Source organism: Actinomadura rugatobispora (genome assembly GCF_055379765.1).
Window position 1 is genome coordinate 11,284,429 of record NZ_AP029191.1, and the last position, 14,254, is coordinate 11,298,682.

Here is a 14,254-nt window from a genome sequence, read left to right on the forward strand (position 1 = left end):
ACCGCTGCGCGAACGGGCGGGATCGGGAGAGGATGGGGCGGCGCCGCCCGCCGCGGCGTGCGCGGACCTGTGGTCGGTCAGGACGGGTGGTGGAGCCGGTGGACGCGCCTGGACCCGCGGTGGCCCGCGACGAGGAACTGCGCGCGCGCCTCGCCGCCGGGGACGAGACGGCGCTGGCCGAGGTGTACGACCTGTTCTCTCCGCTGGTGTTCGGGCTGGCCCGGCGGGTGACGGCGGACGCGGACGCGGCCGGGGACGTGACCCAGGAGGTGTTCGTCGGGCTGTGGGAGCGTCCGCTGGCGTTCGACCCGGCCAAGGGGTCGCTGCGCACGTGGCTGGCGACGCTGGCGCACCGCCGCGCGGTCGACTGGGTGCGCCGTGAGAGCCGCCACCGGCGGCCGCCTCCGGTCACGGCCCCGGACGGCAACGGGCGGCCCGGCGTGGAGGAGGAAGTCCTCGAAGGGGAGCTGGCGGCCGGGGTGCGGCGCGGGTTACAGGGCCTTCCGCCGAATCTGCGCGAGGTCCTGGAACTGGCCTACTACCACGGCCTGACCTACCGCGAGGTTGCGGCACGGCTGGGGATCCCGGAGGGGACGGCCAAGTCGCGGATCCGCAGCGCGCTCGCGCGGCTGGCGCGCGAACTGGAAAGCGAAGGGCTCACCTCGTGAGCGCCCGCGCGGCCGCGGGCGCGGTGCCCGCGCACGTACCGGCGACTGGTGGAACGGGCGGGGGCGGCGTACTTTCGGAAGGAGGCCGGGCTTGAGCGAGGAAGGACATCCTGACGTGGACGGGGCTCTCGCCGCCTGGGCACTGGACTCCTGCCCGCCCGAAGAGGCCGCCCGGATCGCCGAGCACGTCGCCTCCTGCGCGGGCTGCTCCGAGGAGGCCGTCCGGCTCCGCGACACCGCTGGGCTGCTGGCGGCGGTCACATCGGCCGCGCCGCCGGCGGAACTGCGCGCGACGGTGCTGTCGGCCGCGCTGAGCAGACGCCGCGCGGGCGTCGCGGTAGGCGTGTCCGAGGAACTGGCGGGCGCGTACGCGCGGCAGGTGGCGCGCATGGACGCGCTGCTGGCCTCGCTGACGGCCGCCGACTGGCGGGCGCCGCTGCCCGAGTTGCCCGGGTACGGCTCAGTCCGGCGCCTGGTCGACCATCTGATCGGGAACGACGCGGCGTTCGCGGGCGATCTCGGGCTCGTCCCGGCGCGCGCGGCCCCCGGCCCGCGCGGGGTGTGGCGGGCGCAGGCCGACGCCGTCGTGCGGGGCTTCGGCGCCGACGTGCGCCTACTGGAGCGCGAGGCGTCGCTGGCCGGGGCCCGGCCGGTCCGCGCTCCGGCGCGCACCGGGCTGGTGCAGCGGACGTTCGAGACCTGGACGCACGCCGACGACATCCGCGCCGTCGTGGGCCGCCCCGCCGAGCCGCCGCCGGGCGGGCATCTGCGGCTCATCGTCGAGATGGCGGTGCCGATGCTGCCGCAGGCGATGCGCGCGTCGGGGCGGGCGCGTCCGGGCCGTACGGCGCGGCTGAGGCTGACCGGGCCGGGCGGCGGCGCATGGGTCGCCCCGCTGGCCCCCGGGGCCCTTCCCCCGCCGGGCGGGCCCGGCACGGCGGCCGCCGTGGACGTGACCGTCACGGCCGGCGCGGAGGATTTCTGCCGGCTGGTGGCCAACCGCCGCCGACCGGAGACGTTCCCGCACGTCGCGGACGGTGACACCGCGCTGGCGGCCGACCTGCTGCACGCCGCCGCCACGCTCGGCTGCGACTGAGACGCCCGTCCGGCGGGCCGGGTTGGGATCTGGCCCCATGCGGCCATCGGGCCATCCGGGACGGCCCCGCGTTCCGAAAGGCGGGTCGGATGCGGTGCCGCGCAGGGCGCCGCCGGACACGCGCAAAGGACGCAGCGATGTCACGACCCCACACGGCCCGGTTCCGGACCGCCGCCCTGCTGGCCGCGGGCGCGGCCCTCGCGGCGAGCGGACTCGCGGGCCTGCAGCCCGGCGCGGCCACCGCCTCCAGCCACCGCGAGGCGCCGCTGATCTCCGGGCAGCCGCAGTACGACAACACCGACGTGTACGCCTTCGTCAGCCCGGACCGGCCCGACACCACCACGCTGGTCGCCAACTTCCTCCCGTTCCAGGAGCCCGCGGGCGGGCCGAACTTCAATAAGTTCGCCCACGACGCGCGGTACGAGATCAACGTCGACAACGACGGCGACTCCCTGCCGGAGTGGACCTACCGGTTCACCTTCAAGGACGCCTTCCGCAACGGTGACACCTTCCTGTACAACACCGGGCCGGTGCGGAGCCTGGACGACCCCAACCTCAATTTCCGCCAGACCTACGACCTGACGCTGATCCAGCGGCAGGGCGGCGCGGTGCACAGCACGCGGACGCTGGCGTCCGGCGTGCCGGTGGCGCCGTCCAACGTGGGCCGCGCCTCGATGCCCGACTACCGGACGCTGCGGCAGCAGGCGATCAGGACGCTGCCCAGCGGGGCGAAGGTGTTCGCCGGGCAGGCCGACGACCCGTTCTTCCTGGACCTGCGGGTCTTCGACCTGCTGTACGGCGGGAACCTCAAGGAGGTCGGCAACGACACGCTGCGCGGCTACAACGTGCAGACCATCGCCGTGCAGGTCCCCACGCAGGGGCTGGTCAAGCAGGGGCAGCCGACGATCGGCGTGTACTCGGCGGTGCAGCGCCGCACCGCCTCCGGTGAGTACGCGCAGGTCTCGCGGCTCGGCATGCCGCTGGTGAACGAGGTGGTCGTCCCGGTCAAGGACAAGGACAGGTTCAACGCCTCGGTGCCGTGGAACGACGGCCAGTTCGCCCGGTATGTCACCGACCCGGAGCTGCCGCGGCTGATCCAGCAGATCTACAAGATCCCCGCGCCGGCGGCGCCGCGGAACGACCTGGTGCAGGTCTTCCTGACCGGCGTGCCGAACCTCAACCAGCCGCCCGGGGTGCGCCCGGCGGAGCTGATGCGGCTCAACACCTCGATCCCGCCGTCCCGCGCGCCCAAGCGGCTGGGCGTGCTGGACGGGGACAACGCCGGCTACCCCAACGGGCGGCGGCTGACCGACGACACCGTGGACATCTCGCTGCAGGTCGTCGAGGGCGAGCTGCTCGGCAAGAAGAACGACCTGGGCGACGCGGTCGACGGCAACGACGTGCCGCTGGAGAAGAGCTTCCCCTACGTCGCGCTGCCGGCGTCCGGCTCCACCGTGAAGGGGCGGGTCACGGGCGCGGGCGCGCCGCGCGGCGGCGACGGGTCCGGCCGGATCAACGGCGGCCCGGTCTCCAGCAACGAGTCCACCGGCGGCTCACCGGCGATCCCGCTGCTGGCGATCGGCGCGGGCGCGGCCTTCCTCACCGGGGGCGGTCTGCTGTGGCTGCGCCGCCGCGGGGCCGTCGGCTGAGGCCACCCCCACGACCGAACCCGTGGACGCGGGCCGGCCGGGCCGTACGGCGCGGCCCGGCCCGGTCCGCACGGAGGGACTCCTCATGATTCGTCCTGTCCTGGTCGTCCTGGCGCGTGTGCTGGCGGGCGGCTTCATCCTGGCGATGGTGGTCGGCCTGACGCTGGCGGCCGCCATCAAGCCGGGCGGCGACGGCGCCGCACCGGCACCGCCCGCGACCGCGGTGGCCGTCGAGCAGGTCTCGGCTTCGACGCTGAGCGCGGGCATCGACCGGCTGCAACGGCACCTGCGCGCCCAGCCCCGTGACGGGCGCGGCTGGGCGGCGCTGGGGCTCGCCTACGTGGAGCGGGCCCGGCTCACGGGCGACTCCTCGTACTACCCCAAGGCCGAGGGCGCCCTCCAGCGGTCGCTGCGGACGACCCCGGACGGCAATGACGCCGCCCACGCGGGCCTGGCCGCGCTCGCCGCGGCACGGCACGACTTCACCAAGGCTCTGGGGCATGCCGACACGGCGCTGCGCATCAACGCCTACGGCGCGCGCGCCCACGCGTCGCGGATCGACGCGCTGGTCGAGCTGGGCCGTTACGAGGAGGCGATGGCGGCGGCGCGCAAGGCCGACTCCGTCGCGCCCGGCATCCCGGTCTTCACGCGGCTGGCGTACGTGCATGAACTGCACGGCCGTAACGGGGAGGCCAGGCGGATCCTGACGCTGGCCGCCGCGTCCGCGACCGACCGCGGCGACATCGCCTACGCGCGGACCCGGCTGGGCGAGCTGGCCTGGGCGGAGGGCGATCTCCGGACGGCGGGCCGGGAGTTCGCGGCGGCGTTGAAGGCCGACCCCGCCGACCTGGCCGCGCTGGCCGGGCGCGCCCGCGTGCGGGCCGCGTCCGGGGACCTGCCGGGCGGGGTGCGCGATCAGGAGACCGTCGTGTCCCGAGCCCCGCTGCCCGGGTACGTGACCGCGCTCGGAGAGCTGTACGAGGCGCAGGGCCAAGAGAACAAGGCCCGGCAGCAGTACGCAGTGGCGGGGACATGGGCGACCCTCGCCCAGGCCAACGGGGTGGCGGCCGATCTGGAGACGGCGCTGTACGCGGCCGACCACGGGGACAAGGCGGTCGCGCTGCGCGCGGCGCGGGCCGAGTGGGCGCGGCGCCGCAGCGTGCACGTCGCCGACGCCCTCGCCTGGGCGCTGCACGTCAACGGCAGGGACGAGGAGGCCCTCCCCCACGCCCGGCAGGCGCTCCGGCACGGCTACCGCGACGCCGCCTTCCGCTACCACCTCGGCATGATCGAGAAGTCGCTGGGGATGCGCGCGGAGGCCCGCCGGGACCTGGCGGCGGCGCTCCGCCTCAACCCGCGCTTCTCCGTGCACCACGCCCCGGCGGCACGCAGGGCGCTCGACGAGCTCGGACGCGGGAACGGGGGCGGCCGGTGATCGGCGCGACGGCAATGGCGGCGGCCGGGGCGGCGGGCGCGCTCGCGCTCGGCCCGCCCCTGGGGCAGCCGGTCGCGCACCCGCTCGGCACCTTCACCGTCAGCCGGTACGACGGCCTGGTGGCCGCGCCGCACGAGCTGCGGATCGACCACGTCCAGGACCACGCCGAGATCCCGGCGGCGCAGGTGCTGCGGAGCACCTCCGACCTGCCGCGCTGGGCAGCGCGCGAGTGCGCCGGGGCGGTCGCGTCGTTCCGGGTGACGGTGGACGGCCGGCCGGTCGCCGCGACCGTCCGGACCGCGTCGGCACGCCGGCAGGCGGGGCAGGCGGGCCTGCCGACGCTCCGGCTGGAATGCGGGATGGCCGTCCCGTACGGGGACGGCTCGCACCGCCTCACCTTCCAGGACACGGGGGCCGCGGGCAGGATCGGCTGGCACGAGGTCACGGCGGCGGGCGACCGGATGACGCTCGTCTCCTCCGACGTCCCCCGCGCCTCGCGCAGCGCCCGTCTCACCACCTACCCCGAGGACCTGCTCGACTCGCCGCCCGACCAGCGCGGCGCCGTCCTGGCGGTACGGGAGGGCGGGCCTCCCCTGGCCGCGTCCGGCGGCGGGCGCGAGGACCGGATCCTCCCGCGCGACGCGTACTTCACGGACCTGGTCAGCCGGCACGCGCTCACGCCCGGATTCGCCGTCCTGGCCCTGCTCGTGGCGCTGGGGCTGGGCGCCCTGCACGCCCTCGCTCCCGGCCACGGAAAGACGATCATGGCCGCCCAGGCGGCCGGGCAGGCCCGCCGGTCCAGGCGGGAGGCCCTCGCGCTCGGCGTGACGGTCACCGCGACGCACACCGCCGGGGTGCTGGCGCTCGGGCTGCTGGTCGCGAGCGGTTCCGCGGTGGCCTCCCCCGCGCTGTTCCCCTGGCTGGGCGCGGCCTGCGGGGCGATCGTCGCCGTGGCCGGTCTCACCCTGCTCCGCCGCGCCCTCCGCAACCGCCGCGACCACCCTCCCCATCACCACCACGGGCACGGGCACGGGCATCACCATCACCACGCCTCGAAGGAGCGGCGGCGGCGGAACGTGCTCCTGATGGGCTTCGCGGGCGGCCTGATGCCGAGCCCGTCGGCCGTCGTCGTGCTGCTGGGGGCGAGCGCCCTTGGGCACGCCTGGTTCGGTGTCCTGCTGGTCCTGGCGTACGGGGCGGGCCTGGCGCTCACCCTGGTGACGATCGGCATGCTCGTCACCGGCACCGGCCGCCTGCTGGCCCGCCGCCTGCCCGCGCTCGGGGACCGGATCCGCGCCGCGCCCGCCCTCCTGCCCACCGGCACGGCCGCGATGGTCATCCTGCTCGGGGTCGGCCTGACCGCCCGCAGCCTGGCCTCCCTCACCGCGTGACGGCCCGCCCGCGCCGGTCACGCGTTCTTTCCCCACACGTACAGCCCGAGCGCCATCACCAGGAGGCTGACCGTGCAGGCCACCGCGCGCAGCGTGTTCCAGGCGGTCCAGCGGGAGGAGTGGTCGTTCCAGATCCGCGCCGCCTCCGCGGTGTCGGCCGGGATCTCCACGGCGTCCAGCGCGTTGTTCATCGGCACGTTGACCACCGCGGTCGGCAGGATCGAGCCGAGCAGGTAGAGGGCCGCCGCCGCCAGGAACAGCAGCGCCGCCTGGCGCTGCCCGGCCACCAGCAGCAGGACGCCCGCGGCCGCCCCGGCCACCGGGGCGCCCATGAAGTGGACGAGGAAGACGGGATTGATGATCTTCTGGTTGATCTGCTGCATCACCGCGATCGCCGAGGACGCCCTGGCCGCGTTCAGGCCCGGCATCACCGAGACCGAGAAGGCGAAGAAGAGCCCCGCCATCCCGCCGGTCAGCAGTACCGCGATCGTCGCCGCCGCGGCGGCGAGGGTGGTCTTCACTGTCGTCGTTCCTCTCGGTCGTCCCGGTGGTGCCGGCCGCCGGCCGGCTCAGGCGTCCCACACGCCGGTGGCGGCGGTGTCGCGGGCGAAGTCGGCGAAGTCGCGGGGCTCGCGCCCCAGGGCCTGCCGCACCCCGTCGGCCGGGAGGGAGTTCCGGCCGTCCAGCACGGTGCCGAACAGGTAGGTCAGCAGGTCCGCGACCTCGTCCGGCACGCCGTGCTCCTTGAGCTCGGCGGCGTACCGGTCCACGGGCACCGGCACGAACGCCACCTCGCGCCCGGCCGCCGTGCCGATCTCCGCGGCGGCCTCGGCGAAGGTCAGCGCCCGCCGCCCGGTGATCTCGTAGATCCGGCCGGCGTGCCCGTCCCCGGTCAGGGCGGCGACCGCGACGTCGGCGATGTCGTCGGCGTCGGCGAACGGCTCGGGCACGTCCCCCGCCGGGACCGCGATCACGCCCTCCCGGACCGCGTCCAGGAGGTAGTCCTCGCTGAAGTTCTGCGCGAACCAGCTGGCCCGCAGCACCGTCCACTCGGCGCCCGACTCGATCAGCGCCCGCTCGGCGACGGCGGCCTCCTCCTCGCCCCGCCCGGACAACAGCACGATCCGTCCAGCCCCCGCCTCGAGGGCGGCCGCGGAGAGCGCCCCGACGTCCTCGACGGCACCGGGGACGGTCAGGTCGGGGTAGTACGCCAGGTACACCGCGCCGACGCCCTCCAGCACCGGCCCCCACGTCGAACGGTCCTTCCACTCGAAGGGCGGGGTGCCCGCGCGGGACCCCACCCGGACCGGCAGCCCGAGCGCCTCCAGCCTCTCCACCACCCGGCGGCCCGTCTTGCCCCGGCCGCCCAGCACCAGCGTCGTCCCGTTCGCGTTCCGCGTGTTCTCTGCCATGTCCCCAAGTCAACCGGTGGAAGCCCCGGGCGCCCATCGTTGAGAGGCCGGGTCGCATACGCGAGCGTCCACCGCCGGCGGGCGCGCGGTCTACCCTGGTCGCATGGACGCGCTGACCGACCTCCTCGACGGGCCGCGCGCCCGCGGAGCGTTCATGCTGCGCGCGACGATGAGCCCCCCGTGGTCGATCCGGTGCGAGGACCGCGCGCCGCTCAGCCTGGTGGCCATGGTGCGCGACCACGCCTACGTATGGGCCGAGGGCGGCGACCCGGTGCGGATCGAACCGGGCGACATCGCGATCGCCCTCGGCCCCGACGTCTACACCGTCGCCGGCGCCCCGGACACCCCCGTCCAGGTGATCATCAAGCCCGGTCAGCTGTGCACCGCCCCGGACGGGCGCAGCCTGAGCGAGGAGATGGACCTCGGCATGCGGAGCTGGGGCAACGACCCCGACGGCCCCATGGAGATGCTGATCGGCACGTACCAGATGCGCGGCGCGGTCACGCGGCGGCTGCTGGCGGCGCTGCCGGGGCTGCTGGTGCTCACCGCCGGCTCCTGGGACTCGCCGCTGGTCGGGCTGCTCCGCCAGGAGATCGTCAAGGACGAGCCGGGGCAGGAGATCGTCCTTGACCGGCTGCTGGACCTGCTGCTGATCGCCGCGCTGCGCACCTGGTTCTCCCGCCCGGAGGCGGAGGCGCCCGGCTGGTACCGGGCGCACGGCGATCCGGTCGTCGGCCCGGCGCTGCGGCTGCTTCACGAGAACCTCGCCCACCCGTGGACGGTCGCCGAGCTGGCCGCCAAGGTCGGCGCCTCGCGCGCGGCGCTGGCGCAGCGGTTCGGCCGGCTGGTCGGCGAGACCCCGATGGCCTACCTGACCGGGCTCCGGCTGGCGCAGGCGGCCGACCTGCTCCGGGAGACCGACGCGACGCTGGAGGCGGTGGCCCGGCAGGTCGGCTACGGCACCGCGTTCGCGCTCAGCACGGCGTTCAAGCGCGAACGCGGCGTCAGCCCGCAGGACTACCGGGCCCGCTCCGGCTGACCCTCCCGTCCGGGTTCTAGCGGGACTCCGGAACGTAGAGCCGCACGTCGTCCACCCGGGCGCCGCCCTCGTAGAAGTTCATGTGCGGGTCACCGATCATGAAGTGGTCGGGGTAGGCGGACCCGGCCGGCCAGGTGTCGCGGTCGACGAGGGTCCCGCCGGGGCCGTTCCAGGTCCAGTCGGCGTTGAAGCGCCCGTCGTACTCCTCGGGCTTCTGGTTGTAGTGCCAGATCGGCTCGCCGTCCTGGACGAACGCGCGCGTGTAGCGGTAGGTCGCCTGCCCGACGTGCGCGAACACCCCCGACATCTCCATCGTGTACGCGCCGCCGCGGCGTTCGATGGCGAACCGGTAGCTCTTCTCGGGCAGCAGCTCGGGCCGCAGGTCGACCTGGGAGACGATGGCGCCGCCCTTGGCGAGGCCGCACTCGCTGTGCATCAGGTACTCGGTGCCCGGCTGGTTCGCGTACCGCCGGTCGTCGGTCATGAAGATGGCGTTGACGCCGTTGCCCGTGCCCGAGGGGTAGGGCTCGTACTGCTTGGTGGCGGGGTTGCAGTAGCGCAGGCCCGCGCTGGTGTACTTGTAGCGGTTGTAGGAGTCCATCGCCACCTTGCGGTGGGTGTGGATGAAGACGTTGTTGTGCGGGGCGACCCGGCCGTAGTCCATGATGCCCAGGTAGTAGAACCCGTTGGAGTCGGTGCGGACGTCCGCCCACGAGCACTCGGGACGGGAGAAGTCGCCGCCGGCGGCCCAGGGGAAGTTCGTCTTGCAGCCCTCCGGCGAGTAGCCGTTGATCCGCCCGTCCGGATAGTCCCACGACCCGTCGCGCTGGCCGCCGAAGTCCAGGCCGCGCAGCGTCATCTCCACCCGGTACTCGGCGGGCAGCGCGTTGGTGGAGCGGATGACCACCCCGCCGTGGTGGCTCGGCTCGTCCAGGTGCGCGACGCCCTTGCGCGTGGTCAGGGTCGGCGGCGCGTCGGGGGTGCCGTCCTTGTCGGTGTCGCGGGCGGCGAGCTCGGCGGTCAGCCAGCCCCTGGCGCCGAAGCGGAACGACTTGCGGTAGGTGTCGAAGGTCGAGAGCTGCTGCCGGAACGCGGGGCCGCCCACGGTCTCGAAGAAGGCCCCGTCGTTGTCGTACACGTCCACGTTGTAGGGGCTGCCAGGGCCGTCGTCGTCACGGACCCACGGCGCCCTGGCGTCGTCCAGGGAGCGGTTGAAGGTCTCCGCGCCGATCAGCCGCCAGTCACCCGCGCGGCCCTGCGCCTGGTCGGCGGGGCCGGACGGGGCGTCCGCCCGTGCCGTGGCCGGGAGGGCCGGTGCCACCACGAGGGCCGCCGGAAGGGCCAGTGTCACCGGTACGGCCAGCGCCGCCGCTCCCCTGGCCCATCGCGTTCCCCTCGACCATCTGCTCATGTCGCCGTCTCCGTCCCGCGCGCCTCGCCGCGCGCGCCGCTGTCGATAGCAGCGAGAGATTAGACCGATCCACCTCGGTACGCCACGGCAAACCTCAACAAGACTGGTATTGACCACTTTGACCGAGCGCCCAATTCAGGCCCGGAATCCTGGTCAATGCGCCCTGACGAGCACTGGTCCCCTCAGATAGGTATTTACCAGTTGATCGCACGACGAGCGCGCGGGCCGCCGTCCCGCATGACCGAGAACGAGCGGGACGGGGAGCGGCGGCACGAGGAGGGCGCGCCGCGGGACCGGTGAGGCGCACGTTCGGGAAGGCCGGGAACCGGCGCCCGCACGGCGGCGTTTCTCAGCTAGACGGACCCCATCGATATGACATGATGCGGGGCACATCGGACCGATACGAGGAGTGATATGACCACCAAACCGACCGGGGACGATCTCCTTGCCGTGTTCGCGCGGTCGGACCTCGGCGGTGATGACCGGCTCGATCTGATGGAGTTCGGCATGGTGCTCGACAGCATCGGGCTGTCGTGGACCCGCGCCGAGGTCCAGGACCGGTTCGAGCGCGCCGACACCAACCGCGACGGTTTCATCTCCCTCCCCGAGCTCCGGATCCTGCTCGAGGCGCAGGGCTGGTCGGAGGGCGGCGTCCGCTCCGCCCGCGGCTGACCGCGCGGCCGGGACCGCGTTCTCCGACACAGCGAGCGGCCGACGGTAACGGCACGACGAAGCACGACGAAGAGGGCCCCGCCCGATCCGCGCAAGGCGCGCATCTCGGGCGGGGCCCGTTCCGTCCGGGGTCCGTCCGTTCCCGCGGTCGGACGGTGCGGTCAGACAGACGGTGCGGTCAGACCGCGCGGCCGCGCAGCCGCCGGTACGTGCGGACGAGCGCGGCCGTGGACGGGTCCGGCAGCCCGGTGGGCGGCTCCGCGGACGTCAGCGCGGGCGCGAGGTCCTGCGCCATGACCTTGCCGAGCTCGACGCCCCACTGGTCGAAGGAGTCGATCCCCCAGATCGTGCCCTCGACGAACACGACGTGCTCGTACAGCGCGACGAGCTGGCCGAGGGTGGAGGGGGTCAGCTTGGGGACCAGGATCGTGCTGGTGGGCCGGTTGCCCGGCATCACCTTGTGCGGGACGAGCTCGGCGGGCGTGCCCTCGGCGGCGATCTCCTCCGCGGTCTTGCCGAACGCGAGCGCCGAGGTCTGGGCGAGCAGGTTGGCGACCAGCAGGTCGTGCATGCCGCCGCCGTCGGCCTGGACGTCCTCGAACGGCTCGGCGAACCCGATGAAGTCGGCCGGGACCAGCCGGGTGCCCTGGTGCAGCAGCTGGTAGAAGGCGTGCTGGCCGTTGGTGCCGGGCTCGCCCCAGAAGATCTCGCCGGTCTGGGCGACGACGGGCGCGCCGTCGGCCCGCACCGACTTGCCGTTGGACTCCATGGTGAGCTGCTGCAGGTAGGCGGGGAAGCGGGAGAGCCGCTGGCTGTAGGGCAGCACGGCGCGGGTCTGGGCGCCGAAGAAGTCAGTGTACCAGACGCCCAGCAGCGCCATCAGCACGGGCAGGTTGGCCTCGAACGGGGCGGTGCGGAAGTGCTCGTCGACGGTGTGGAACCCGGCGAGCATCTCCCGGAACGCCCCATCCCCGATCGCGATCATCAGGGACAGCCCGATGGCGCTGTCCATGGAGTAGCGGCCGCCGACCCAGTCCCAGAACCCGAACATGTTGTCGGTGTCGATGCCGAACGCGGCGACCCGCTCGGCGTTGGTGGAGACCGCGACGAAGTGGCGGGCCACCGCCTTCTCGTCGCCCAGGCGGCCGACCAGCCAGGCGCGGGCGGCGCGGGCGTTGGTCAGCGTCTCCAGCGTGCCGAACGTCTTGGAGGCGACGATGAACAGCGTCTGCTCGGGGTCGAGGTCGGCCAGGGTGCCGGTGATGTCGGCCGGGTCGATGTTGGAGACGAACCGGCAGGTGATGCCGGCGCGGGCGTGGTCGCGCAGCGCCTCGTAGGCCATGGCGGGGCCGAGGTCGGAGCCGCCGATCCCGATGTTGACCACCGTGCGGATGGGCTTGCCCGTGAAGCCGGTCCACTCCCCCGACCGGACCCGGTCGCTGAAACCGGCCATCCTGTCCAGGACGGCGTGCACGTCGGCGACCGCGTCCCGGCCGCCGACGCGCAGTTCCGCGTCGCGCGGCAGGCGCAGCGCCGTGTGCAGGACGGCGCGGTCCTCGCTGACGTTGATGCGCTCGCCGGAGAACATCGCGTCGATCCGCTCGCGCAGCCCGGCCCGCTCGGCCAGCGCGACCAGCAGCCGCAGCGTGTCACCGGTCGCCCGGTGCTTGGAGTAGTCCAGGAGGAGGTCGCCGGCGGTCGCGGTCATCCGCTCGGCCCGTCCCGGGTCCTCGGCGAACAGCTCGCGCAGGTGCCGCCCGGCCAGGGCCGCGTGGTGATCGGCCAGCGCCGTCCACTCTGAGGTCTCGGTTATGTCGGCCATCGCCCCTCATCTCTTCGCCGCCCCGGCGCGGCTCCCCTGTTCCTTGCCGGCGCCGCCGGTCCCGCACCAGAGGCGATCATAGGTGCGGCGCCCGCGGCACCGCGGCAGGTACCCGCGGAACAGAGGGTCGGGCCGCGTCGCGCCGCTGGCGGGGCACGGGTTTCCCTCCGGTCGCACCGGGCACCACCCCGGCGAGATGAGCCGATACGGATCGGCGGGCGGCCCGCGGACGGCCGTCCGGCACGGGGGGACATCGGGCAATGAGCATCGCCACGACCAATCCGGCGACCGGCGAGGTGGAGCGGACCTTCGACGCGCTGGCCGAGAAGGAGATCGAGGAGCGCCTGGAGCGGGCGCTGGAGGCCTTCGACCGGCACCGGGCCCTCCCGGTCGCCGAGCGCGCGACCCGGATGGAGGCCGCCGCCGGCATCCTGGAGGCGGAGACCGACCGGATCGCGGCCCTGATGACCACCGAGATGGGCAAGACGATCACGGCGGCCCGGGCGGAGGCGCGCAAGTGCGCCAAGGCGTGCCGCTTCTACGCCCGGCACGCCGAGGACTTCCTGGCCGACCGGCCCGCCGACGCCGCGGCCGTGGACGCCCAGCGCGCCTGGACCCGCTACCTGCCGCTCGGCCCGGTGCTGGCGGTGATGCCGTGGAACTTCCCGCTCTGGCAGGTGATCAGGTTCGCCGCACCGGCGCTGATGGCGGGCAACGTCGGGCTGCTCAAGCACGCCTCGAACGTGCCACAGACCGCGCTGTTCCTGGAGGAACTCTTCCACCGCGCCGGGTTCGCCGACGACGCGTTCCAGGCCCTGCTCATCGGCTCGGACCAGGTCGAACGGGTGATCCGGGACCCGCGGGTGAAGGGCGCCACCCTCACCGGCAGCGAACCGGCCGGGCGCGCGGTGGGCGCGGCGGCCGGCGCCGAGATCAAGCCGAGCGTGCTGGAGCTGGGCGGCAGCGACCCGTTCGTGGTCATGCCGTCGGCCGACATCGCCCAGGCCGCCGAGGTCGCCGCCACCTCCCGGTGCCTCAACAACGGGCAGAGCTGCATCTCCGCCAAGCGGTTCATCGTGCACGCCGACGTCCACGACGACTTCGAGCGCCGGTTCGTGGAGCGGATGCGGGCGCAGCGGGTCGGCGACCCGATGGACGAGTCCACCGACATCGGCCCGCTGGCCACCGAGCGGGGCCGCGCCGACGTCGAGTCGCAGGTCGCCGACGCGCTCGGCGCGGGCGCCACCGCCCTGTGCGGCGGGGAGCGCCCCGGCGGCCCCGGCTGGTACTACCCGCCGACGGTGATCACCGGCGTGACCCGCGGGATGCGGATGTTCGACGAGGAGGTCTTCGGGCCTGTCGCCTCCCTCTTCCGGGTCTCCGGCATCGACGAGGCGATCGAGCTGGCCAACGCCACCGACTACGGCCTCGGCTCCAACGCCTGGACGCGCGACCCCGCCGAGCGCGAGCGCTTCGCGAACGAACTGGACGCCGGCCAGGTGTTCATCAACGGCATGGTGACGTCCTATCCCGAACTGCCGTTCGGCGGCGTGAAGCACTCCGGCTACGGCCGCGAGCTGTCCGCGCACGGCATGCACGCGTTCTGCAACGTCAAGACCATCTGGGCGGGCGCCTAGCGGACGGCCCGCGGCGGGCGTT

General features: G+C 74.1%; 12 protein-coding genes. 8 read left to right on the forward strand and 4 right to left on the reverse strand.

The window, feature by feature from the left end; genetic code table 11:
- Window positions 1-98: 98 nt before the first annotated feature.
- From ACZ466_RS50575 to ACZ466_RS50595, 5 genes are all read left to right on the forward strand, one after another.
- Window positions 99-668, forward strand: coding sequence for an RNA polymerase sigma factor (locus ACZ466_RS50575; RefSeq protein ID WP_378281131.1), 570 nt, complete (start codon window positions 99-101; stop codon window positions 666-668).
- A gap of 91 nt (window positions 669-759) precedes the next feature.
- Window positions 760-1,764 carry a maleylpyruvate isomerase family mycothiol-dependent enzyme gene (locus tag ACZ466_RS50580; RefSeq protein WP_378281132.1) on the forward strand — a complete coding sequence of 335 codons (1,005 nt, stop codon included), beginning with the start codon at window positions 760-762 and terminating at the stop codon, window positions 1,762-1,764.
- Between the two features lie 137 nt (window positions 1,765-1,901).
- Window positions 1,902-3,413, forward strand: a complete 1,512-nt coding sequence (locus ACZ466_RS50585) for a DUF4331 family protein (protein ID WP_378281133.1) — start codon at window positions 1,902-1,904, stop codon at window positions 3,411-3,413.
- 85 nt (window positions 3,414-3,498) lie between these two features.
- Window positions 3,499-4,848, forward strand: coding sequence for a tetratricopeptide repeat protein (locus ACZ466_RS50590; protein WP_378281134.1), 1,350 nt, complete (start codon window positions 3,499-3,501; stop codon window positions 4,846-4,848).
- Window positions 4,845-6,239 carry an urease accessory protein UreH domain-containing protein gene (locus tag ACZ466_RS50595; protein WP_378281135.1) on the forward strand — a complete coding sequence of 465 codons (1,395 nt, stop codon included), beginning with the start codon at window positions 4,845-4,847 and terminating at the stop codon, window positions 6,237-6,239. The genes ACZ466_RS50590 and ACZ466_RS50595 overlap by 4 nt, the downstream gene beginning before the upstream one ends.
- Before the next feature lie 17 nt (window positions 6,240-6,256).
- Here ACZ466_RS50595 and ACZ466_RS50600 read toward each other — a convergent pair whose 3' ends face one another.
- Both ACZ466_RS50600 and ACZ466_RS50605 read right to left on the reverse strand, forming a co-directional pair.
- The gene (locus tag ACZ466_RS50600) at window positions 6,257-6,760 is read right to left on the reverse strand and encodes an anthrone oxygenase family protein (RefSeq protein WP_378281136.1); all 504 of its coding nucleotides are present in this window, start codon (window positions 6,758-6,760) and stop codon (window positions 6,257-6,259) included.
- A gap of 48 nt (window positions 6,761-6,808) precedes the next feature.
- Window positions 6,809-7,651 (reverse strand): Rossmann-fold NAD(P)-binding domain-containing protein, encoded by an 843-nt coding sequence (locus tag ACZ466_RS50605; protein ID WP_378281137.1) that lies wholly within the window; start codon window positions 7,649-7,651, stop codon window positions 6,809-6,811.
- Between the two features lie 103 nt (window positions 7,652-7,754).
- Between ACZ466_RS50605 and ACZ466_RS50610 the strand changes: the two genes are divergently transcribed.
- Window positions 7,755-8,690 (forward strand): AraC family transcriptional regulator, encoded by a 936-nt coding sequence (locus ACZ466_RS50610; protein ID WP_378281138.1) that lies wholly within the window; start codon window positions 7,755-7,757, stop codon window positions 8,688-8,690.
- 16 nt (window positions 8,691-8,706) lie between these two features.
- Here the strand turns inward: ACZ466_RS50610 and ACZ466_RS50615 are convergent, their stop codons facing one another.
- Entirely contained in the window at window positions 8,707-10,101 is a 1,395-nt protein-coding gene (locus ACZ466_RS50615; protein ID WP_378281139.1) for a hypothetical protein, read from the reverse strand.
- 414 nt (window positions 10,102-10,515) lie between these two features.
- Between ACZ466_RS50615 and ACZ466_RS50620 the strand changes: the two genes are divergently transcribed.
- Complete coding sequence (locus tag ACZ466_RS50620; RefSeq protein ID WP_378281140.1) at window positions 10,516-10,773, forward strand: EF-hand domain-containing protein; 258 nt, start codon at window positions 10,516-10,518, stop codon at window positions 10,771-10,773.
- A 178-nt stretch (window positions 10,774-10,951) separates the two neighbouring features.
- Here the strand turns inward: ACZ466_RS50620 and pgi are convergent, their stop codons facing one another.
- Window positions 10,952-12,595, reverse strand: coding sequence for a glucose-6-phosphate isomerase (gene pgi / locus ACZ466_RS50625; protein ID WP_378281141.1), 1,644 nt, complete (start codon window positions 12,593-12,595; stop codon window positions 10,952-10,954).
- Window positions 12,596-12,855: 260 nt separating this feature from the next.
- Here pgi and ACZ466_RS50630 point away from each other — a divergent pair, with 260 nt between their 5' ends.
- The gene (locus tag ACZ466_RS50630; protein ID WP_378281142.1) at window positions 12,856-14,232 is read left to right on the forward strand and encodes an NADP-dependent succinic semialdehyde dehydrogenase; all 1,377 of its coding nucleotides are present in this window, start codon (window positions 12,856-12,858) and stop codon (window positions 14,230-14,232) included.
- The last annotated feature ends 22 nt before the right edge of the window (window positions 14,233-14,254 follow it).

Excerpts from the sequence above, each read along its gene's own strand:
- ACZ466_RS50585 (WP_378281133.1), top strand. The coding sequence starts at position 1,902 with ATGTCACGACCCCACACGGCCCGGTTCCGGACCGCCGCCCTGCTGGCC.
- ACZ466_RS50590 (WP_378281134.1), top strand. The coding sequence starts at position 3,499 with ATGATTCGTCCTGTCCTGGTCGTCCTGGCGCGTGTGCTGGCGGGCGGC.
- ACZ466_RS50605 (WP_378281137.1), bottom strand. The coding sequence starts at position 7,651 with ATGGCAGAGAACACGCGGAACGCGAACGGGACGACGCTGGTGCTGGGC.
- ACZ466_RS50610 (WP_378281138.1), top strand. The coding sequence starts at position 7,755 with ATGGACGCGCTGACCGACCTCCTCGACGGGCCGCGCGCCCGCGGAGCG.
- ACZ466_RS50615 (WP_378281139.1), bottom strand. The coding sequence starts at position 10,101 with ATGAGCAGATGGTCGAGGGGAACGCGATGGGCCAGGGGAGCGGCGGCG.
- ACZ466_RS50620 (WP_378281140.1), top strand. The coding sequence starts at position 10,516 with ATGACCACCAAACCGACCGGGGACGATCTCCTTGCCGTGTTCGCGCGG.
- pgi (WP_378281141.1), bottom strand. The coding sequence starts at position 12,595 with ATGGCCGACATAACCGAGACCTCAGAGTGGACGGCGCTGGCCGATCAC.
- ACZ466_RS50630 (WP_378281142.1), top strand. The coding sequence starts at position 12,856 with ATGAGCATCGCCACGACCAATCCGGCGACCGGCGAGGTGGAGCGGACC.